A 21,163-nucleotide genomic window follows, 5' to 3' on the forward strand; every position below is an offset into this window, starting at 1 on the left:
GAGATCGACTCGTTGGAACTGGCCCGTCGCGTAGCCGCCAGCGACGTAGGGGACGCGACGCTCGAACGCCTTGAACTCGTCGTGGATGAACTCGCGATGGCATACCCGCGTACGCCGCCTGAAGTGCTACTCACCCGGACTAGGCGACACCTGGCATATGTCTCACAGCTCTTCGATGCCAAGAAGACACTGGCTGAGCATCGCCGCCTCCTTGTCGTCGGGGGCTGGCTCTCGCTGCTCGCCTCCACCTGCCATGTCGATCTCCGGCAGTTCCAAGCGGCAACAGCCCGCCTCAAGACAGCCATGCTGATGGCGGAACACGCTGAGCATCCGGAGATCTCGGCTTGGTGCCTGGAAACCCAGGCATGGCAAGCGGTAACCACAGGGGACTACCGTCGCGCCTTGACGCTGTCGCAAGGCGCGCAGGCCATCGCTCCACGTACTGGCTCGGCCTACATCCAGGCAACCGCTCAAGAAGGCCGCGTGTGGGCGCGCCTTGGTGCTGGCCCCGAGACACGAGACGCCCTCGACCGTGTTGCACGGCTGGTCTCCCCGCTATCGATGCCCGATAACCCCGAACACCACTACCGCTACGACCCCGCCAAAAGCGAAGCGTACATCGCCACCACGCTGTCTTGGCTCGGAGATCCTGCTGCCGAAAGCTATGCCCGGCAAGTTCTCGCGCGGCTGGAGACTCCCGTTGATGGGCCAGCACGCCCCCGAAGAGCGGTATCCGCGCGCCTTGACCTGGCTTTGGCCCTCCTCGCCGCCGATCAACCGGACGAAGCAGGCGAGGTAACGCTCACTGCTGTGACGAGCGGCCTACTAGTGCCTTCCAACTATTGGCGAGCACGAGAGGTGATCAGAGAGATCGAGGCTCGCCAACTCCCCGAGGCTGAAGACCTTCGTGAGGCATACCGGGAAGTGTGCGGGCCGAAGCAACTCCTCACCTAACAGCCAAGGATGCACGTTGACGGGTGTTGCCGAATCGTTTCGGAGCCAACCTCATGGGGACCCCTCCAAGATCGCAAAAGGGGGGCGGGGAGGGGAAACCGGGGGCAGGGGCGCTGCCCCTCCCCATCAAGGAACCATTGTGATGCCCCCCTTTTGAGATCTTGCCCCATGAGGTCAGCGCCACCGCAACGATTCGTCAACGCCCTCACGTAGGCGTATCACCGAGCAAGACGGACCCTATGCATCAAAGTGTCACAATCCGATATCCGGCTTGCCCGCGCCGTTGGGCCCGAGCACGCCGTAGATCTCGCCGTCTTTCACCTCGAGGTCGACGCTCTTGACCGCTTCGACGGTCTGGGTGCCTTTCCTGCTCTTGGTGACGAAGGTCTTCCTTAAGCCTTGCGCATCGATGATCATCAGGGGAGGTCTCCTTCTTCGACCTTCTGGATGGCTTCACGCACCCAGTCGAGCTGGGCGTTGACCATGCCGATGTTCAGCCGCAGGTTCTCGTCGACGTGCCGCGGTGCGCCGAAGGCCTGCTTGCTGCCCAGCGCCCGCTGCATCATCGCGACCGCCCGGCTGAGCTCGTCGGATCTGACCTGTAGCGCGTCCTTGAGCAGCGGCCTGTCCAGCCGGTCCATGAACGTCATGGCCACCTGGAAGGGGTCGATGATCGGCCTGATCTCGTACCAGAGCAGCATGAGCAGCCGGTGGAACTCGAACCGGCCCGCCTCCGTGATCGCGTAGACGGTCTTGCCGCCCTTGCCGCTCTCGACGATGTCGAGCAGCCCTTCGTCGGCCATCTTGCCGAGGCCGTGGTAGATCGAGCCGAAGGCGACGTTGGCCCACTGGTCGGCGCCCATCGTCTCCAGGCGGCGCCGCACCTGGTAGCCGTTCATCGGCTCGTCGAGCAGCGTGCCGAGGATGAGAACGCGCGTCGTATTCACTCTTCAAATTTGAATACAAACTTGAGTACGGTGTCAACCGTGAGAGAGATCGTGAGAGAGGACGACGGCGCTCTGCTCGGCTACGTCGGGCAGGTGGAGGGCGGCTGGCGGCCGCTGACCGTCTTCGGCTACCCCCTGGGTCCCGCGGCGGACGCGGACACGGCCGAGGAGGTGGTCAGGCGGGAGGGGCTCGACCGGCTCGCGGGCCGCTGGGAGTTCCACTGGGAAGGCGAGTGGTACACCTGCGTGCTGCAGGAGGCCGACCTCGCGCGGGTGCGCGTCAGGCCGACCGATCCGGGCTATCCGGGACGCGAGCACTCCCTCGAGCTGATCACGCCGGGGACCGGCGAGCTGCGGCCCTTAGGCTGGCGACCATGAGAACCGCACTGATCACAGGGGCGTCGAGGGGTGTGGGCGAGGCCGTCGCCCGCGCGCTGGCGCCCACCCACCGGCTGATCCTCGGCGGCCGCGACCGGGCCGCCCTCGACGCGCTGGCCGCCGAGCTCTCCGACGCCCGCGCGTGGCCGGTGGAGCTCGCCGAGGTCACCGCCGCGGACGTCGAGGACGTCGACCGGCTCGACGTGCTCGTGCACAGCGCAGGGGTGGTCACGCTGGGCCGGATCGCCGACACCCCCGCCGAGGTCTGGCGGCGGACCATGGACATCAACGTGGTCGCCGTCGCCGAGCTGACCAGGCTGCTGCTCCCGGCCCTGCGGGCGGCGGGCGGGCACGTGGTCCTGATCAACTCGGGCGCCGGGTTGCGCGCCAACCCCGGTTGGGGCTCCTACGCGGCCAGCAAGTTCGCCCTGCGCGCCCTCGCCGACGGACTGCGGCTGGAGGAGCCCGCGCTGCGGGTCACGACCGTCTACCCCGGCCGCGTCGCCACCGACATGCAGCGTGGCGTGCGGGTGCAGGAGGGCGGGGCCTTCGAGCCGGAGAAGTACCTGGAGCCGGACACCGTGGCCAGGGCCGTCCTGGCGGCGATCAACGCCGGCCCCGACGCCCACCTGACCGAGCTGACCCTCCGGCCCAGCGAGGGGCCCGTCTCCTGACGCCGGGCGAGCGCCGCCGGGCTCACCACCCGGCGGAAGTCCGGGGTGCCGGGTGTGGCTGAATGGATTCATTCACTAGAGTGAGGGCATGCTGGATGAACTCTCGCGTATAGGACGGGATCCCGCGACCAACGGCTATGTGCGGGACGCGTGGTCGCCCGCGGACATGGAGCTGCGGGAGTGGTTCCGGCAGGAGGCCGAACGCCGCGGCCTCGGCCTGCACGACGACCGCAACGGCAACCTGTGGGCCTGGTGGGGCGACCCCGACCGCGCACCCGGCGTGGTCACGGGCAGCCACCTCGACTCCGTACGGCAGGGCGGCGCCTACGACGGCCCCCTCGGCGTCGTGTCCGCCTTCCACGCGCTCGACCTGCTGAAGGCCAGAGGCTTCACCCCGGCCAGGCCGATCGGCGTCGCCTGCTTCACCGACGAGGAGGGCGCCAGGTTCGGCGTGCCGTGCATGGGCTCGCGGCTGCTGACCGGCGTGCTCGACCCGGCCAGGGCCAGGTCGCTGACCGACGACGAGGGCGCCTCGATGGACGAGGTGCTGCGCAGGGCCGGACGCCGTCCCGAGGAGCTGGGCAGGGACGACGAGACGCGCGCCAGGATCGGCGTGTTCGTCGAGCTGCACGTGGAGCAGGGACGCGGCCTGGCCGACCTGGACGAGCCCGTCGGGGTGGCCGGCGCGATCTGGCCGCACGGCAGGTGGCGCTTCGACTTCTCCGGCGAGGCCAACCACGCGGGCACGACGCGGCTGGAGGACAGGCACGACCCGATGCTCGACTACGCCCGCGCGGTGCTCCAGGCGCGCGACGCGGCCGAGAAGCACGGGATCGTGGCGACGTTCGGCAAGGTGCGGGTCTCGCCGAACAACGCCAACGCCATCCCCGGCCTGGTCTCGGCGTGGCTGGACGCGAGGGGCGCCACCGAGGGGGCGGTCAGGGCGCTGGTGCGGGAGCTGTCCGAGGGCAGGGACGTGCGCGAGGAGTCCTGGACCCCCGTCGTCGACTTCGAGGTGCCGCTGCGCGACCGCCTCGCCCGTGCCGTCGGCTCGGCGCTCGCCGAAGTCAGGACGGCAGGGCAGGGCCCGGCTCCCGTGCTGCCGACGGGCGCGGGCCACGACGCGGGCATCCTGGCGGCGGCGGGCGTGCCGGCCGCGATGCTGTTCGTGCGCAACCCCACGGGCGTCTCCCACTCGCCGCGGGAGCACGCCGAACCCGGCGACTGCGCGCACGGGGTCACCGCCCTCGCCGGCGTGCTCGAGGAGCTGGCCCGATGACCATCTACTGGTGCGAGCTCGCCCTGCTGCCCGAGGGCGTCACCGACAGCGTGGTGATCGAGGTCGAGGACCAGCGGATCGTCTCGATCGACAGGGGCGAGCGGCAGGGGATCACCCTCGCGGGGCTGACGCTCCCGGGCATGGCCAACGCGCACTCCCACGCGTTCCACCGCGCGCTGCGCGGCGCCACCCAGACGGGCAAGGGCGACTTCTGGACCTGGCGCGAGCAGATGTACGAGGTGGCGGGCGCGCTCGACCCCGACTCCTACCTCAGGCTGGCCAGGGCCGCCTACGCCGAGATGGCCCTGGCGGGCGTCACCTGCGTGGGCGAGTTCCACTACCTGCACCACGGGCCGGACGGCGTGCCGTACGACGATCCGAACGAGATGGGGCACGCGCTCATCCAGGCCGCGCGCGAGGCCGGTCTGCGCATCGCGCTGCTCGACACCTGCTACCTGACCGGCGGCGTCGGCACCGCGCTGACCGGTCCGCAGCTGCGCTTCGGCGACGGCACCAGCGAGGCGTGGGCGGTCAGGGCGCAGGAGCTGGCCGCCGCCTACGAGGGCCGGCACGACGTGGAGATCGGCGCGGCCATCCATTCCGTCAGGGCCGTGCCGCCCGAGCAGATGCCGACGGTCGCCGAGTTCTCCCGCAAGCACGCCGCCCCGCTGCACGCGCACGTCTCCGAGCAGCGGGCCGAGAACGCCGCCTGCGTCGAGCGCTACGCCGCCACCCCGGTCCAGGTGCTGCACGAGCACGGCGCGCTCGGCCCGCGGTCCACCGCCGTCCACGCCACCCACCTGGCCGAGGTCGACCTCGAGCTGCTCGGCCACTCCCGCACCCACATCTGCATGTGCCCGACCACCGAACGCGACCTCGCCGACGGCATCGGCCCGGCCAGGGCACTGTTCGACAGGGGCTCGCCGATCACGCTCGGCTCCGACAGCCACGCCGTCGTCGACCTGTTCGAGGAGGCCAGGGCGGTCGAGCTGAACGAGCGCCTGGCCAGCGAGAAGCGCGGCCACTGGACCGCCGCCGAGCTGATGGCCGCCGCCACCGTCGCCGGCCACGCGTCGCTGGGCTTCCCCGACGCCGGAGGGCTGGTTCCCGGCGCGTGGGCCGACCTGGTCTCGGTCCGCCTCGACTCGGTCCGTACGGCGGGCGCGACACGCGAGAGCGCCCTGGAGACGATCGTGTTCGCGGCGACGGCCGCGGACGTGCACAGTGTGGTGTCGGGCGGTCGCAGGATCGTCACCGACGGCCGGCACGAGCTGGGAGACGTCGGGCGGATGCTGAACGAGGCGATGGGAGCGATCAGGTGAGTACCCTCATCGACGGGATCGGGATGCTGTTCGACGGCCACGTCGAGCACCTGGACGCCGCGCTGGTGATCGAGGGCGAGCGGATCGCGTGGGTCGGTCCCTCCAGCCAGGCGCCCGCGTGCGACGAGCGTCACGACGCCGGCAGGAGGTGCGTCATCCCCGGCTTCGTCGACAGCCACGCGCACCTGGTCTTCGCCGGAGACCGCACCTTCGAGTTCAACGCCCGCATGTCGGGCCAGAGCTACACCGCGGGCGGCATCCGCACCACGGTGACCGCGACCAGGGCGGCGGGCGAGGCCGAGCTGGCCACGCGCGCGGCGGCGCTGGTCGCCGAGATGACCGCGCAGGGCACGACCACCGTGGAGATCAAGAGCGGCTACGGGCTGACCGTGGAGGACGAGCGGCGCTCGCTGGAGATCGCCACCTCGCTCACCGACGAGACCACCTTCCTCGGCGCGCACGTGGTGCCCGCCGGGACCGACGCCGACGACTACGTCAGGACCGTCACGGGCGAGATGCTGCGGGCGTGCGCGCCGTACGCCAAGTGGGTGGACGTCTTCTGCGAGCGGGGGGCCTTCGACGGCGACCAGACACGCGAGATCCTCCAGGCGGGCATCAAGGCGGGCCTGCTGCCGCGCGTGCACGCCAACCAGCTCACCGAGGGTCCCGGCGTGCGCATCGCGGTCGAGCTGGACGCGGCCTCCGCCGACCACTGCACGCACCTGAGCGACGCCGACGTCGACGCGCTGGCCTCCTCCGACACGGTGGCCACGCTGCTGCCGGGCGCGGAGTTCTCCACCCGCTCGCCCTATCCCGACGCGCGGCGGCTCATCGACGCCGGCGTCACCGTGGCGATCGCCACCGACTGCAACCCCGGGTCGTCGTTCACCTCGTCGATGCCGTTCTGCGTGGCGCTGGCCGTACGGGAGATGCGGATGACGCCCATGGAGGCGGTCAGGGCCGCGACCTACGGCGGGGCCAGGGCGCTGCGCCGTGACGACGTCGGGCAGCTGCGCGTGGGCGCGCGGGCCGACCTCGTCGTGCTGGACGCGCCGTCGTTCGTGCACCTGGCCTACCGGCCAGGGGTGCCGCTCGTGCGGCAGGTGTGGCGGGCGGGCGAGCGGGTCGCCTGAATCCGGCGGGCATTTCTCGGAATCCCGCGGGTCATTGAGTCCCGCGGGTCATCCTCTGGTCGTAGCCGCGACGCGCGGCGAGCCTGCGGCGGGGGCGGCGTATCGGCGCCGCCCCCGCCTTTTTTCGCGCGCCAGGAAAAGGATTTCTCATCCCTGAGAAGGAGGTGCAGAACCGTCCTGTGGTCGTAGTTCTTTTGGGAATCTTTGCTTCGGGCCGGACGTTGCCGGGATATAGAACGCAGCTGCGGGAACGAGGTGCCTGGGGATGGCAAGGCCTACGGGGAATCGCACGCAGGAGGTCGCCGATCGCGACCTGCTCGGGACCTATCTGGCCGAGATCGGCAGGGTTCCGCTGCTCACCGCCGAGGAGGAGGTCGAGCTCGCCAAGCGGATCGAGGCGGGGCTGTTCGCCGAGCAGCTGCTCGACAGCGGGGGCTCCGAGCCGCGTATCGGGGACGCGGCCGACGAGGAGCTCGAGCGCCTGGCGGTTTCGGGACGGCGCGCCAAGGACGAGTTCATCCAGGCCAACCTGCGCCTGGTGGTGGCCGTCGCACGGAAGTACTCGGGGCGGGGCATGCCGCTGATCGACCTGGTCCAGGAGGGCAACCTGGGCCTGGTGCGGGCGGTGGAGAAGTTCGACTACCGGCGGGGGTACAAGTTCTCGACCTACGCCACCTGGTGGATCAGGCAGTCGGTGGGGCGCGCCATCCACGAGCAGGCCAGGCCGGTGCGGCTGCCCACTCACGCGGGCGAGCAGATGACCAGGCTCATGCGGGTACGGCGCGACATGCTGGCCGAGTTCGACGCCGAGCCGACCGACGACGACCTCGCCCGGGTGCTCGACCTGCCGATCGAGCGGGTGCGTGAGCTGCGCCGCTGGGCCTCCGACCCGGTCTCGCTCCAGCTCGGCGTGGGTGACGAGGACGAGACCGAACTGGGCGACATGATCGCCGACGAGACGTGGGCCGATCCCGAGCAGCAGGCGATCGACATCCTGGAGCGCGAGCGTCTCGACGAGTGGCTGACCGGGCTGGAGGGCCCGACCAGCGAGATGCTGCGCTGGCGCTACGGCCTGCTCGACGGGCGCGAGCACACGCTGACGGAGGTGGGGGAGCGCTACGGCATCGGCCGCGACCGCGCCCGCCGCATCGAGCGCGACGCCCTGGCCAGGCTCCGCAAGATGGCCTCGGCCGCCGCCTGACCGGCGTACGCCGTTCGCCGGCGTACGCCGCCCACGCCGCCCACGGCGGCCCTGAGGGCCCGCCCGTGGCTATCGGGCCAGCGGGGTCAGGTAGGTGTCCAGGTCGTCGAGGATCTTGCCGGCCGCCGTGACGCCGATGCCGAGCATCCACACCTCGTCGTCCACGTCGTGGGCGTGGCCGGAGGTCACCGCGCCGAGGTTCTTCCACAGCGGGCCGCCCGTGACCTCGGCCTGGCTCTTGGCGGCGGCGTCGCCGTACGCGCTGTAGAACAGGGCGTCGCCGTCGGCCTTCGCGATGTTCTCCTGGCTCAGCTTGCCGAACCGCTTGTCGTCCTGGTCGGCGAGCAGCTGCGCCTCCGGGCGCTGGACGCCCGCGTCGCCGAGCACGATGCCGCTGAAGGACTCGGGGCCGTACATCCTGATCTCGGTCGGCATGAAGCGCACGATGCTCACCTTCAGCTTCGCGAACTTCGCGCCGACCTGCTCGGCGCGGCCCTCGTAGGCCGACAGCAGCTTCTCGGCCTCGGCCTTCCTGCCGAGCGCGTCGGCGTCGAGGAGGAAGTTCTCCTTCCAGGTGACGCCGACCTTCTCGGTGAAGACGGTGGGCGCGATCCTGCTGAGCTTGTCGTAGAAGGCGGCCTGGCGGAACTTGGTGCCGAGGATGAGGTCGGGCTTCAGCGCGGTGATCGCCTCCAGGTTGGGCTGCTGGAGGGTGCCGACCGACGTGGTGGCCGACAGCGCGGAGCCCAGGTAGGCGGGCCACTTCTGGTTCTCGGCCGCCTGCGCGGCGCCGACGGGCGTCAGGCCGAGCGACACCATCGTGTCCAGCTTGTCGGTGTCGAGGACGACGACCCGCTTGGGCGTCTCGGGGACCTTCGTCTCCCCCATCGCGTGCTTGATCGCCCGGGTGGGCCCCGTGGCCGTCCCTTCGGGGGTGGAGGTGCCGCACGCGGTGAGCGCGAGGGCGGACAGCAGGGCGGCCGTGAGCCCGGCCAGACGGAACGTCATCACAGTTTCCTTGATCGTTAGGTTAGGCAACCCTAAGTGTAGTACCGGTCTGTCCGAAACACCCATGAAACACCGGAGTGCGGAGTTTCACGCATGCGAAACATGCGGCGTCAAACCACGAAACGGCGGACGAAGACGCTGAGGCGACACGTCAGTGCGCTGCTGGGGGCATCCACTGCGACACGTACAGGCCGAAAGTGAAGGAGGGTCGCGTCGATGATCGATAGCGGCACTACCGCCTGGATGCTGGTATGCACCGCCCTGGTGCTGCTGATGACTCCGGGCCTCGCGTTCTTCTATGGGGGCATGACCAGGGCCAAGAGCGTCCTCAACATGATGATGATGTCGTTCGTCAGCATCATCGTGGTGACGATCGCCTGGGTCCTTTACGGCTACTCGCTGGCGTTCGACGCCTCGGGCAGCGACACGCTGAACTTCGTCGTCGGCGGCCTGGACAACCTCGGCCTGGCCGGCGTCTTCAACGCGGTGTACGAGGGTCTGATCGTCCAGGGCGGCCAGGTGACGGCCGAGGCGGCGGCGGCCGACAACTTCCCGATGATGGTCTTCTCCGCCTTCCAGCTCACGTTCGCGATCATTACGGTCGCTCTGATCAGCGGCGCCATCGCCGACCGCGCCAAGTTCGGCGCCTGGGTGCTCTTCTCCCTGGTGTGGGCGACGGTCGTGTACTTCCCCGTGGCCCACTGGGTGTGGGGCGGCGGCTGGCTCGGGCAGCTCGGCATCGAGGACTTCGCGGGTGGCACCGTGGTCCACATCAACGCCGGAGCCGCGGCCCTCGCGCTCGCGCTCGTGCTCGGCAGGCGCCAGGGCTGGCGCAAGGAGCCGATGCGCCCGCACAACCTGACGCTGGTCCTGCTCGGCACCGGCCTGCTGTGGTTCGGCTGGTTCGGCTTCAACGCCGGCTCCGAGCTCGCCCCCGACCAGACCGCGGGTCTGGCCTTCATGAACACGCAGATCGCCACCGCCGTCGCGGCCGGCGCCTGGCTCGTCGTCGAGAAGCTGCGCGACGGCCACGCCACCACGCTCGGCGTCGCCTCGGGCGCCGTCGCCGGTCTGGTCGCCATCACCCCCGCGTGCGGCTTCGTCGACCCGTGGGCGGCCCTCGTCATCGGGCTGCTGGCGGGCGTGGCCTGCGCCTACGCGGTCGGCCTGAAGTACCGCCTGGGCTTCGACGACTCGCTCGACGTGGTCGGCGTGCACCTGGTCGGCGGCGTCGTCGGCGCGGTCTCCCTGGGCTTCTTCGCCGCCTACCCCTTCCTCGAGCAGCAGAACGAGGGCCTGCTCTACGGCGGCCCGATCAGCCAGCTCGGCCTGCAGATCCTCGGTCCCGTCGCGGTCGGCGGCTACTCCTTCGCGGTGTCGTGGGTCGCCGCCAAGGTGATCGACAGGACAATGGGCTTCAGGGTCGACGCCGACCAGGAGCTCGCGGGCGTCGACATCACCATGCACGCCGAGACCGGCTACGACCTGGGCACCGTGTACGCCTCAGGCGTGAGCCCGTCGACGGCGCTCGCCACGACGACCTCGAAGAAGGTGGACGCATGAGGCTCATCACCGCGGTCATCAAGCCCTTCAAGCTCGACGACGTGAAGGCCGCCCTCGAGCAGTTCGGCATCAAGGGCATGACGGTCAGCGAGGCCAGCGGCTACGGCCGCCAGCGCGGGCACACCGAGGTGTACCGCGGCGCCGAGTACCAGGTCGACCTGGTGCCCAAGGTCCGCCTGGAGGTGCTGGCCGAGGAGGACGACGCCGACGACGTCATCGACGTCATCGTCAAGGCGGCCCAGACCGGCAAGATCGGCGACGGCAAGGTGTGGTCCGTACCCGTCGACACCGTGATCCGGGTGCGCACCGGAGAGCGCGGTCCCGAAGCCCTGTGACCACGGAAGCGCGGTGACCATGACGGAGCCGAGGCGCGGCGAGGAGCCCGGCCGGAGGACACGGTGAGAGCAGACGCCCGCTCGTTCGCCGCGTCCCGCAAGGAGCGGGCCGCGGACACCGACCGCTGGCTGAAGGACCTCCTGCGCACGGCCCATCCCGGCGGCGAGGGCGTCGCGCTCGTCGCCGTCGGCTCCCTCGGCAGGGGAGAGCTGGCCCCCGGCAGCGACCTCGACCTGGTCATGCTGCACGACGGCGGCGAGGACGTCGCCAGGATCGCCGACCGGATCTGGTACCCGATCTGGGACTCCGGCGTCGGCCTCGACCACTCCGTCCGCACGGTCGAGGAGGCCGTGAAGGTCGCCCGCGAGGACCTGAAGGTCGTGCTCGGCCTCATCCAGGCCAGGCACGTGGCGGGCGACCCCGAGCTGACCAGGAAGGCGCGGGAGACCGTGCTCGCCGACTGGCGTGCCGACTCCCGCCGCCGGCTCGCCGAACTGCGCGAGGCGGCCGACAAGCGCGCCCGGAGCAGTGGCGAGCTGGCCTTCCGCCTCGAGCCCGACCTCAAGGACGGCCGCGGCGGGCTGCGCGACGTCCAGGCCATGCAGGCGGTCGCCGCCGCCTGGGTGGCCTCCGCCCCTGGCCCGCGCGTCCGCGAGGCCTACGAGCTGGTTCTCGACGTCCGGCACGCGCTCCACGTCGTCACCGCCCGCGGCGCCGACCGGCTGGTGCTGCAGGAGCAGGACGCGGTGGCGGGAACACTCGGCCTGCTCGACGCCGAGGCGTTGATGCGCAGGCTCGCCGAGGCGGGCAGGACCGTCTCGCACGCCTTCGACGCCACCTGGCGTACCGTCGACCGGCTGCTGTCCGGCCCGATCCCCCGCGGCCGCAGGCCGCTGGCCGACGGCGTGGTCGAGCACGCGGGCGAGGTCGTGCTGGCCCGCGGCGCCACGCCCCGCACCGACCCGGTGCTCGTGCTGCGTGCCGCCGCCGCTGCCGCCGAGTCGGGGCTGCCGCTGGCCCCCGCCACCGTCTCCGTGCTGGCCGCCCAGTCGGCGCCCATGCCGGTGCCGTGGCCCGACGAGGCGCGCGACGCGCTGGTGGCCCTGCTCGGCGCCGGGCGCGCCGCCGTACCGGTGTGGGAGGAACTCGACCAGGCCGGGATCCTGGTGAAGCTGCTGCCCGACTGGGAGCGCGTACGGCACCGCCCGCAGCGCAACCCCATCCACCGCTTCACCGTCGACCGGCACCTCATCGAGGCCGCGGCCAACGCCGCCGCCCACACCCGCGAGGTCGCCCGCCCCGACCTGCTGCTGATCGCCGCCCTCCTGCACGACGTCGGCAAGGGCTGGCCGGGCGACCACTCGGTCACCGGCGAGGTGGTCGTGCGCGACATCGGCGCCCGCGTCGGGCTGCCGCCGCAGGACGTCGAGATCCTCGCCACCGTCGTCCGCCACCACCTGCTGCTGCCGGAGACCGCGACCAGGCGCGACCTCGACGACCCCGTGACGATCGAGAAGGTCGCCGGCGCGGTCGGCTCGCGCGAGGTGCTCGACCTGCTGGCCGCGCTCGCCGTCGCCGACGGCCACGCGACGGGGCCCGCCGCGTGGAACTCGTGGAAGGCCGCGCTCGTCGACGACCTGGTCCGCAGGGTGCGCAGCGCGCTGTCGGGCTCGCCGCTGCCTCCCGTGCCCACCCTCTCGCCCGCCCAGGCCGCCCTCGCCAGGCACGGCGGCGGCGCGATCCGAGTGAATGGGACAAACGTCACAGTCGTCGCCCCCGACCGCCCTGGCCTGCTGTGGCGCGCGGCCGGCGTTCTGGCCGCCCACCGGATGATCGTCCGCTCCGCCTCGGCCGCCTCCGCGAGCGCCACGGCCGTGATCGAGTTCTCCGTCGTGCCCGAGTACGGCACGCCCCCCGACCCGGCGACCCTCGAGGCCGACCTGCGCCTGGTCCTGGCCGGACGCCTGGACATCGAGCAGCGGCTGGCCCGCCGCGCCCGGTCGGTGCGACCCGCCAGGGTGCCGGTCGCCCCACCCCGCGTCACCCTGATCGAGGACGCCTCCGCCACGGCCACCGTGGTGGAGGTCCGCGCCCACGACCGCCCGGGCCTTCTGTGGCGCATCGGCAGAGCTTTCGGCGAATGCGGGCTTGACGTGAAAGCCGCTCGCGTGGAGACTCTCGGCGCGGAGGCGGTTGACGTCTTCTACGTAGTGGACCGCGCCGGGCGCCCCCTCAGCGACGACGCGCAGCGGACCCAAGTCCGCGATCACGTGCTCGCCGCGCTCCGGTAACCAACGGCAACGGTCTGCGGTCACCTTTGTAACGATTGTGTCCGTTTTGCCTGGTACGCGAGTTGTGGCGGATACGTTGTGGGGCGAATTACGGTCTTTATGATTCCTGTTGCGGACAGGGTTGAGGGGTAACGACGGCTGTGACGACGGTGACATCCGACGGCGGAAGTACCGCCAGGCGGGACCGCGGGAAGCGGTCGATGCCACGAATGGGACTGCGTAACTGGCGCGTGAGATCTCGTCTCACCGCGCTCATCCTGGTACCCACCATCGCGGGTGTGGTCCTCGGCGGAGCGAGGGTCGTCTCCTCCGTCGACAGCATCGGCGTCTACGACCGCACCGTGGTCATCGCCGGGCAGGCGACCCACATCCGCGATCTGGTCCAGGCGCTCGGAATGGAGCGTGACACTGGCGGCTGGTTCTACGCGACCAAGCAGCGCAGGCAGCTCAAGCAGCCCTACGAGGACAGCAAGGACGTCGTCGACAAGCAGGTCAAGGCCGTCCTGGCCGACCTCGCCGCCATGGACGCCGCCTACGGCCCCCGCGTCCAGCAGGCCGCCAAGGTCGCCGCCTCCCAGCTGAAGTCGCTGCCGGCCATCCGGTCGCAGCAGCGCGCCAGGCCCGACTCCGGCGCCTACCGCTACCTCGTCGAGCAGCTCGTCCGCGTGCACGAGGAGCTGAGCCTCCTCAACAACGACCCGCAGATCCTCGGTGACTTCCGCGCGCTGACCGTGCTGGTGAAGGCCAAGGAGGCCGTCTCCAGGCAGCGGATCATGCTGCTGGAGTCCTACTACGGCACCTCCAAGGTCGACGCGCAGCGGGTGACCGACTTCATCGCCGCGGGCGCCGAGCAGTGGCAGCTGGTCAACAGCTTCGCCGCCGACGCCGGCGCCACCAGGGCCACGGCCCTCGCCACCGGACTCAAGAACGACAGCGACGTGGTCAGGGCCGAGCTGTCCAAGGCCCGCGCCATCCGGCTGACCAACGACGGCCCGGCCTTCCAGGCCAGGGCGCTGCTCGTCGACCCCACCCAGTGGTTCGAGGACAACGCCAAGGCCATCACGGTCATGCAGAAGGTCGAGTCGAACACCGACCCCAAGAACCTGGGTCTCGCCCAGGCCGTGACCAACAGGGCCGAGGAGCTGCGGAGCGCCGAACTGCGCACCGCCCTCGTCATCGGTGGCGCCATCCTGCTCCTGCTGCTCCTGGTGCTGCTCTTCACCGTCCTCATCGCCCGCTCGATGGTCACCCCGCTGCGCCGCCTGCGCAGCGAGGCGCTCGAGATCGCCGGATCCCGGCTGCCCGACGTGGTGCGCAACCTGCGCGTCTCGGGCAACGCCACCGCGCCGGAGGTCGCGCCCATCGACGTCGAAGGCAAGGACGAGATCGGGGAAGTGGCGCAGGCCTTCGACGAGGTCCACCGCCAGGCCGTACGGCTGGCCGCCGAGGAGTCCGAGCTGCGCAGCAACATCAGCTCGATGTTCGTCAACCTCTCACGGCGCACGCAGACGCTGGTGGAACGGCAGATCTCGCTGATCGACGGCCTGGAGAAGGGCGAGCAGGACGGCGGCCGCCTCGCCGACCTGTTCCGCCTCGACCACCTGGCCACGCGCATGCGCCGCAACTCGGAGAACCTCCTGGTCCTCGCCGGCCACGAGCCCACCCGCAGGCGCAGCCAACCCGCCAAGCTCGTCGACGTCGTCCGCGCCGCCCTGTCGGAGGTCGAGGACTACGAGCGCGTCCAGGTCAAGGTGCACCGCGCGACCGCGGTCGTCGGCAGCGCCGCCAACGACCTGGTCCACCTGGTGGCCGAGCTGGTCGAGAACGCCATCCAGTTCTCGCCCAAGAACAGCCAGGTCCACGTCTCCAGCAGCATCATCGAAGGTGGCGGAGCGCTGCTGTCGGTGAGCGACCAGGGCATCTCCATGACCGAGGAGGAGCTCGCCGAGGCCAACCGCCGCCTGGCCGAGCCGCCCGTCGTGGACGTGTCGGTCTCGCGCCGCATGGGCCTGTTCGTGGTCGGCCGCCTCGCGCTGCGCCACGGCATCCGCGTGCAGCTGCGCAAGGGCGAGGGCACCGGGCTCCTCGCGATGGTCCTGCTGCCGCCGCCCCTGCTGGCCGACGGCAACCAGCCGCCGCCGCCCCCGCGGCCCGCCTTCGGCGGCAGCGCGTCCTCCGCGCCCGCCTTCGGCGCGCCCGCGCAGAACGGCGCCTTCACCGCGTTCGAGTCCTACGACTCCACCTCGAACGGACAGGGCACCCGGCAGGCCTTCGGCGCCTTCACCGCCGACACGGGCGGCGACAGCGGCTTCTTCCGCCAGCAGCCCCAGGGCGAGCGCAACCCGTCGTTCCCGAGCATCGACCTGAGCGCGATGCCGAACCTCGACCAGACCGCGCCGCACCCGGGCCACTCGCACCCGTCCTTCCCCAGCCTCGACCAGGCCGGCCAGCACCCGTCCTTCCCCGGCGCCGAGCAGAACGGGCACCCGTCGTTCCCGGGCAGGGAGCAGAACGGGCAGTACCCGTCGCTCCCGGGCGCCGAGCAGAACGGGCACCCGTCGTTCCCGGGCAGGGAGCAGAACGGGCAGTACCCGTCGCTCCCCGGCACGGAGAAGAACGGGCGGCCCCCGTCCTTCCCGAGCGTCGACAGCGGGCTGCCGCGCCGCGGCCCCCGCGCCGACAGCGGCAACACCGGCGCCTTCACGCCGCCGCCCGCGACCGCGTCGCCGTCCTACCCGCCGGCCGAGCCGTACGGGTGGGAGGAGCACACCGCCGCCATGCCCGCGGTCGGCAGCTCGCCCCTGGAGCCCGAGCAGGAGGAGTTCCTGCCGATCTTCGCCGCGGTGGAGTCGGCGTGGTTCAGGCGGCCCGAGGAGGCCGCGCGACCGTCCGCCTCCGCGGGTCCCGCCACCGGCCCCTCCAGCGGCCCCACCAGCGCTCCCTCCACCGCCCCCGCCACCGGGAACCCGGCGGCGTCTTCGGCCGGAACTCCGGCGGGGTCCGCGGCAGGATCTGCGGCGGCGCCCGGGCGGGAGCCCAAGTACCACCTGCCGGAGGCGCAGCGGCCCGCCCAGGCCGTACCCTCTGATGGTGACCAGTGGCGGACCCCCGCCGACGCGGGGTGGCGGGCGGCGGCCGCGGCCAGTGACCCGAGCCTCGGCGGCATCACCGCCGCCGGTCTCCCCAAGCGCACCCCCAAGGCGAACCTGGTCCCCGGCACGGCGGGTCAGGCGCCCCAGCAGATGACCCCGATGCCGCCGGTCTCGGCGGACCGGATCAGAAACCGGATGTCCAGCTTCCAGCAGGGCATCCGCCGGGGACGCGCGGAAGTGAACGATGAGTCCGCCCCGAACGGGTTGGATAAGGAGGACTTGGCGTGACGACCTTGAGCCACGAGGCCCATAGGTTCGACTGGCTGATCACTGACTTCGTCAGGAACACCCCCGGAGTGGCCCACGCCGTCGTCGTGTCGGCCGACGGCCTGTGCCTGGCCAGCTCCGAGGGCTTCCCGCCGGACCGGGCCGACCAGTTGGCGGCCGTGTCCGCGGGCCTGCTCAGCCTCACCGTCGGCGCATCGCGCGTCTTCGAGGGCGGCCCCGTGACCCAGACGGTCGTGGAGATGCAGCGTGGCCTGCTCCTGGTGATGGCCATCAGCGACGGTTCGGTCCTGACCGTCCTGGCCTCGCCCGACTGCGACATGGGTCTGGTGGCCTACCAGATGACCCTGCTGGTGGACCGCGCCGGTCAGGCGCTGACCCCGGCTCTCCGTGCGGAACTCCAGGCTGCCAGGACCCGGTGATGTGATGGTGTACGGGAGCGATGGGGCAGGGGACGAAGAGCCTCTGTTCCGTCCGTACGCAGTCACCGGCGGCAGGTCGGAACCCCGCTACCACTTGGCGATGGAGACGCTGATCTCCTCGATGTCGATCCCGGACGACGAGATGGCGCTGCTCACCCCCGAGCAGGAGGCCATCATGACGCTGTGCAGGTCGTTCCGGTCCGTCGCCGAGATCTCCGCGTTGCTGCGGGTCCCGCTCGGCGTGGCCAGGGTCGTCGTCGCCGACATGGCGGACGAAGGCCTCGTGCGCCTGCACCAGCCGCGTCTCGACCAGGGACAGCCAGACATGAACATGCTCGAAAGGGTGCTCAGTGGACTTCGCAGGCTCTAGCAGCGGCGGACTCACCTCGACGAAGATCGTCGTCGCGGGTGGGTTCGGCGTCGGCAAGACGACGTTCGTGGGTGCGGTGTCCGAAATCCTCCCGCTGACGACGGAAGCGGTCATGACCGATGCCTCGGCGGGCATCGACGACCTCGGCCTGACCCCGAACAAGCAGACCACCACCGTGGCCATGGACTTCGGCAGGCTCTCGCTCGACAGGGACCTCATCCTGTACCTGTTCGGCACGCCCGGCCAGCACCGGTTCTGGTTCATGTGGGACGACCTGGTCCGCGGCGCCATCGGCGCCGTCGTCCTGCTCGACACCCGCAGGCTCGCCGACTCCTTCCCCGCGATCGACTACTTCGAAGAGGCCAAGCTGCCCTTCGTCGTGGGCATCAACGGATGGGACGGGCAGTTCCTGCACTCGGAGGACGAGGTGCGGGAGGCGCTGGCGCTCGCCCCGCACATCCCGATCGTGCGGACCGACGCCCGCAACCGCGAGTCGGTCAAGGCGACGCTGATCTCCCTGGTGGAACACGTCGTCCGCGTCCGCGCCACCTACGGCGCCCCGGCCTGACCTCCCCCGGCTCCGGGGTTGGTGTTTGTGCCGGTCTCGCGGCAGGCCGCCGTTCCTCTCGGCGGCCTTCCGCGTTCTCTCCTCCTCCCTCTACGGCAAGCCGGCTCGAGCCCACCCCGGGCACGGGGCTGGCGTCCGTCCAGGGAGACGGCCGGCCGGCGTGCGTGGCCGGCCGCCGTTACGCGGCACCTCCAGGCGCTCCCCACGGGACTGACGTCATCGCGTTGAGCACCGGGACCAGCTGTTCCTCCTCGTAGTCGAAGTGCGCTTCCAGCTCGGCCGCCAGCCTCTCGACCTCGCCGGCCGCGTCCCCGCCCTCGTCGAGCAGCGCGCGCAGCCTCCTGATCAGCCGGGCCACGACGGTGTGCTCCCGCCGCAGCCGAGCGAGCGCATCGGCGAGCTCGGGGTGCGTCTCCTCCAGATGCGGGAAGGCGACGTTGTCCTCGGCACCGTGGTGGAAGTGCAGCGCGTCGCAGAAGGTCAGGCAGTGGGCGCGCAGTTCCGCACTCAAGCCCTGCCCCTGCGCCGCCCCCTTCCTGACCTTCGCCAGCTCGTCACGCAGCCAGCCGTGCACCCGCACCAGCTCGTCCCCGAACGCCCGCACCCGCGCCGCCGACTCCGCCCCCGGGCTTCCCTGTGCCGCACGTCCGTCCGACCGGGCCGCGCCGGTCCCGCCCGCCACTGTCCCGGCGCCGCCCTCCGCGGCTGCCCCTGCCCCGGTCGCTTCTGCCCCGGTCGCCCCTGCCCCGGTCACCCCTGTCTCGGCCGCCCCCGTCCCCGTCACCTGTGTCCCGGTCACCCCCGTCTGACCGGTCCCCCCCGTCTCGGCCGCTCCCATCTGACCGGTCACCCCCGTCTGACCGGTCACCCCCATCTGAGCCACCTTCGTCCCCGTCGCACTCGTCTCGGTGACCTGTGTCCCGGTCGGCCGGGTCTCGGTCACCTTCGTCCCGGTGGCCCTTGTCTCGGGCACTTGTGTCTTGGGCGTGTTCGCGCTGGTCATGGGCTTTTCGGTGGCGGGGGACTCGTGGGGGACAGTGTCGTCGCGGGTCGCCGGTCGGTCGAGGCGGTGGAGGGCGACGACCGGGATGACCCGCGACGTGTTCGCCTGGTAGGCGGCGAAGGCCGGATCGATGGCGGCCTGCCGCTCGTACATCCGGACCCGCTCCTCGCCCGCCAACGGCACCGCTCTCGCGGCGAACCGCTCCGACCCCAGCTCCACCACGACGTCCGGGTTGGCCAGCAGGTTGTGGTACCAGGCGGGGTGCCTGTCCTGTCCCGCGTTGGAGCCGAACACCAGGATCCGCTCGCCGTCCCGCAGGTAGACGGCCGGGTTGGTCTTCGCCACGCCGCTCCTGGCGCCCACCGTCGTGAGCAGCACGAGCGGGGCGCCCTCGAACATGCCGCCGACGGTGCCCCCGTTCGCCCTGAACTCCTCGATGACCTGCTGATTGAAGTCCTCGGCCATTCGATATCCTTAGATGGTCAAGATAATTTGCTTTGCAAGCAAAGCTAATTTCATATGCAAGGTATTTCGAGGAGTGGGCCGATGTCAACGGAGGGCCTGAGCGTCGATGAGGGGATCCGCACGCTGCTGCTGCTGATGCCGCGCATGGTCGGGCGGGTGAAGCGGATCAAGATTCCGGAAGAGCTGCAGTCGCTGTCGCTGGCGCCGCGTCACCTGTCGCTGCTGGCGTACCTGCTGTTCGACGGTCCCACCACGGTGAACGACCTGGCGGCCCGGCTGGAGGTGGCGCCCGCGACGGTGAGCCTCATGGTCGGGGATCTGAGTCGCAAAGGCGTGCTGGAGCGGCGCGAGGACGACGCCGACCGGCGCCGGACGATCGTCAGCATCGCCCCGGCGCACCAGACCTCGATCGAGGAGTGGCTGGGGCGGGGGGCGGGCGCGTGGCGGAAGGCGCTGGAGCCGCTCACGCCGGAGCAGCGCAGGATGTTCATCGACACCCTCCTGGCCTACGAGCGCGAGATCGGGGCCTGATCGGGCGAACGACCGGACGGCCCATCTCTCCACCGGTGGTCTCGCCGCTCGAGCGGTCGTCGATCAGCGTGCTTCATCGACACACGTTCCGTGCCGCCGCAGGGTTGCGTGCCCGAGGGTCCGAAGGCTCGTCCAAGATGCTGGGCTGATCTCCCCTGGGAGTCCGTCGGCCCCGTGCGGCCTGTGTCGGAGTGGTCGGCGGGTACGGGTGCGGGGTCGGCCTGTGTCGGAGTGGTCGGCCGGTTCGAGTGCGGGGTCGGCCTGTGTCGGAGTGGTCGGCCGGTTCGAGTGCGGGGTCGGCCTGTGTCGGAGTGGTCAGCCGGTTCGGATGCCGGACCGGCTGCAGCGGAGTTCGACGGCACAGCCGGCAACCCGCAACGCGCTCCGGATGTGAGCTCTCTCACACGGTGTCACAGCCCGATGGAGCATGTCGTCTTAGAGGGCATGACGAACGCGGGACAGACCTCGGTGCTGATCACCGGAGGCAACAAGGGACTGGGGTTCGAGGCGGCCCGGCGGCTCGGGGAACTGGGTTGGACGATCTTTCTCGGCTCGCGTGACGAAGGTCGAGGACGGGCGGCCGCCGACAAGCTGACCGCCGGTGGCGCGAACGTGGTCATGGTCCCGCTGGACGTGACCTCGGACGAGTCGGTGACCGACGCGGAACGGCTCGTCCGGGAGCACACCGACCGGCTGGACGTGCTGATCAACAACGCCGGCGCGTCAGGAAGAGCCATCGCGCCCGCGGACGCGACGGTCGACGAGATTCATTCCGTCTACGACACCAACGTGTACGGACCGGTCAGGGTCACGCACGCGTTCCTTCCCCTGCTGCGGGCGGCGGACAATCCGCGGGTGGTGATGGTGTCCAGCGCCGTCGGTACCTTCGCGGTCGTGACCGATCCGGAGCAGCCCGCCTCGAAAATGCACGAGCTCGCCTACAGCTCGTCCAAGACGGCACTGAACATGATCACCGTCCGGTACGCCCAGGCGCTCCCGGAGATCAAGTTCAACATGGTCACCCCCGGGGAGGTCGCCAACCGCAAGTTCGCCGCCACCGACATGAACAATCACACCGGCCAGCTGACGGTCACCCAGGGCACAGACCCGATCCTCGAACTTGCGATGATCGACGCCGACGGGCCGACCGGGACCTTCATCGATCGCCTTGGCCGCATCGCCTGGTGACCGCCGCGCACTGCCTTCATGGTCGGGCCTGCGTCCGCCGTTGGTGCGGGCGGTGGTATGTGGACAGGACCGTGCCGGTCGCGGGGCCGGAGGGAACCGTGCAGTGATAAGGCGTGATCGACGGGCCGGGCGCCTCGGATACCCTGCTGCCCG

The 21,163-nt window shown here is 70.9% G+C and carries 19 protein-coding genes and 1 pseudogene; 16 read left to right on the forward strand and 4 right to left on the reverse strand.

Annotated elements, in window-relative coordinates; translation table 11 throughout:
* Nucleotides 1-954: pseudogene (locus ABZX22_RS43020) on the forward strand (hypothetical protein); the annotation flags it as partial.
* 252 nt (nucleotides 955-1,206) lie between these two features.
* On the opposite strand, the gene ABZX22_RS43025 reads toward ABZX22_RS43020, so the two are convergent.
* On the reverse strand, nucleotides 1,207-1,371 hold the full coding sequence (locus ABZX22_RS43025) for a hypothetical protein (RefSeq protein ID WP_354922415.1): 165 nt from the start codon (nucleotides 1,369-1,371) through the stop codon (nucleotides 1,207-1,209).
* Entirely contained in the window at nucleotides 1,371-1,901 is a 531-nt protein-coding gene (locus ABZX22_RS43030) for a PadR family transcriptional regulator (protein WP_354922418.1), read from the reverse strand. Before ABZX22_RS43030 ends, ABZX22_RS43025 begins: the two co-directional genes overlap by 1 nt.
* A gap of 39 nt (nucleotides 1,902-1,940) precedes the next feature.
* Here ABZX22_RS43030 and ABZX22_RS43035 point away from each other — a divergent pair, with 39 nt between their 5' ends.
* From ABZX22_RS43035 to ABZX22_RS43060, 6 genes are all read left to right on the forward strand, one after another.
* Entirely contained in the window at nucleotides 1,941-2,279 is a 339-nt protein-coding gene (locus ABZX22_RS43035; protein WP_354922421.1) for a hypothetical protein, read from the forward strand.
* Entirely contained in the window at nucleotides 2,276-2,953 is a 678-nt protein-coding gene (locus ABZX22_RS43040) for an SDR family oxidoreductase (RefSeq protein ID WP_354922424.1), read from the forward strand. Before ABZX22_RS43035 ends, ABZX22_RS43040 begins: the two co-directional genes overlap by 4 nt.
* 88 nt (nucleotides 2,954-3,041) lie before the next feature.
* Nucleotides 3,042-4,232: an allantoate amidohydrolase gene (locus ABZX22_RS43045; RefSeq protein ID WP_354922427.1), complete on the forward strand. Its 1,191-nt coding sequence runs from the start codon at nucleotides 3,042-3,044 to the stop codon at nucleotides 4,230-4,232.
* On the forward strand, nucleotides 4,229-5,554 hold the full coding sequence (locus ABZX22_RS43050) for a formimidoylglutamate deiminase (RefSeq protein ID WP_354922429.1): 1,326 nt from the start codon (nucleotides 4,229-4,231) through the stop codon (nucleotides 5,552-5,554). Before ABZX22_RS43045 ends, ABZX22_RS43050 begins: the two co-directional genes overlap by 4 nt.
* A gap of 23 nt (nucleotides 5,555-5,577) precedes the next feature.
* Nucleotides 5,578-6,687, forward strand: coding sequence for an imidazolonepropionase (hutI, locus tag ABZX22_RS43055; protein ID WP_354922488.1), 1,110 nt, complete (start codon nucleotides 5,578-5,580; stop codon nucleotides 6,685-6,687).
* Between the two features lie 265 nt (nucleotides 6,688-6,952).
* Complete coding sequence (locus tag ABZX22_RS43060) at nucleotides 6,953-7,888, forward strand: sigma-70 family RNA polymerase sigma factor (protein WP_354922432.1); 936 nt, start codon at nucleotides 6,953-6,955, stop codon at nucleotides 7,886-7,888.
* A gap of 69 nt (nucleotides 7,889-7,957) precedes the next feature.
* Here ABZX22_RS43060 and ABZX22_RS43065 read toward each other — a convergent pair whose 3' ends face one another.
* Complete coding sequence (locus ABZX22_RS43065; RefSeq protein ID WP_354922435.1) at nucleotides 7,958-8,896, reverse strand: iron-siderophore ABC transporter substrate-binding protein; 939 nt, start codon at nucleotides 8,894-8,896, stop codon at nucleotides 7,958-7,960.
* A 216-nt stretch (nucleotides 8,897-9,112) separates the two neighbouring features.
* Between ABZX22_RS43065 and ABZX22_RS43070 the strand changes: the two genes are divergently transcribed.
* The 7 genes from ABZX22_RS43070 to ABZX22_RS43100 all read left to right on the forward strand — a co-directional run bounded on the left by ABZX22_RS43070 (nucleotide 9,113) and on the right by ABZX22_RS43100 (nucleotide 17,823).
* Nucleotides 9,113-10,459, forward strand: a complete 1,347-nt coding sequence (locus tag ABZX22_RS43070; protein WP_354922438.1) for an ammonium transporter — start codon at nucleotides 9,113-9,115, stop codon at nucleotides 10,457-10,459.
* Entirely contained in the window at nucleotides 10,456-10,794 is a 339-nt protein-coding gene (locus tag ABZX22_RS43075; protein WP_354922440.1) for a P-II family nitrogen regulator, read from the forward strand. The genes ABZX22_RS43070 and ABZX22_RS43075 overlap by 4 nt, the downstream gene beginning before the upstream one ends.
* 63 nt (nucleotides 10,795-10,857) lie before the next feature.
* On the forward strand, nucleotides 10,858-13,086 hold the full coding sequence (locus ABZX22_RS43080; RefSeq protein ID WP_354922443.1) for a [protein-PII] uridylyltransferase: 2,229 nt from the start codon (nucleotides 10,858-10,860) through the stop codon (nucleotides 13,084-13,086).
* A 230-nt stretch (nucleotides 13,087-13,316) separates the two neighbouring features.
* Nucleotides 13,317-16,466: a nitrate- and nitrite sensing domain-containing protein gene (locus ABZX22_RS43085; protein ID WP_354922447.1), complete on the forward strand. Its 3,150-nt coding sequence runs from the start codon at nucleotides 13,317-13,319 to the stop codon at nucleotides 16,464-16,466.
* Nucleotides 16,463-16,885 (forward strand): roadblock/LC7 domain-containing protein, encoded by a 423-nt coding sequence (locus ABZX22_RS43090; RefSeq protein WP_183648813.1) that lies wholly within the window; start codon nucleotides 16,463-16,465, stop codon nucleotides 16,883-16,885. The genes ABZX22_RS43085 and ABZX22_RS43090 overlap by 4 nt, the downstream gene beginning before the upstream one ends.
* 4 nt (nucleotides 16,886-16,889) lie before the next feature.
* A complete protein-coding gene (locus ABZX22_RS43095; RefSeq protein ID WP_354922450.1) occupies nucleotides 16,890-17,255 on the forward strand; it encodes a DUF742 domain-containing protein in 366 nt (121 codons plus the stop codon).
* Nucleotides 17,236-17,823, forward strand: a complete 588-nt coding sequence (locus tag ABZX22_RS43100; protein WP_354922453.1) for an ATP/GTP-binding protein — start codon at nucleotides 17,236-17,238, stop codon at nucleotides 17,821-17,823. Before ABZX22_RS43095 ends, ABZX22_RS43100 begins: the two co-directional genes overlap by 20 nt.
* Before the next feature lie 178 nt (nucleotides 17,824-18,001).
* Here the strand turns inward: ABZX22_RS43100 and ABZX22_RS43105 are convergent, their stop codons facing one another.
* Nucleotides 18,002-19,291, reverse strand: a complete 1,290-nt coding sequence (locus tag ABZX22_RS43105; RefSeq protein WP_354922456.1) for a nitroreductase/quinone reductase family protein — start codon at nucleotides 19,289-19,291, stop codon at nucleotides 18,002-18,004.
* A gap of 81 nt (nucleotides 19,292-19,372) precedes the next feature.
* Between ABZX22_RS43105 and ABZX22_RS43110 the strand changes: the two genes are divergently transcribed.
* Both ABZX22_RS43110 and ABZX22_RS43115 read left to right on the forward strand, forming a co-directional pair.
* On the forward strand, nucleotides 19,373-19,822 hold the full coding sequence (locus ABZX22_RS43110; protein ID WP_354922459.1) for a MarR family winged helix-turn-helix transcriptional regulator: 450 nt from the start codon (nucleotides 19,373-19,375) through the stop codon (nucleotides 19,820-19,822).
* Between the two features lie 444 nt (nucleotides 19,823-20,266).
* Nucleotides 20,267-21,010: an SDR family NAD(P)-dependent oxidoreductase gene (locus ABZX22_RS43115; RefSeq protein ID WP_354922462.1), complete on the forward strand. Its 744-nt coding sequence runs from the start codon at nucleotides 20,267-20,269 to the stop codon at nucleotides 21,008-21,010.
* The last annotated feature ends 153 nt before the right edge of the window (nucleotides 21,011-21,163 follow it).

It is taken from the genome of Nonomuraea sp. NPDC003804, assembly GCF_040610675.1.
GTDB lineage: Bacteria > Actinomycetota > Actinomycetes > Streptosporangiales > Streptosporangiaceae > Nonomuraea.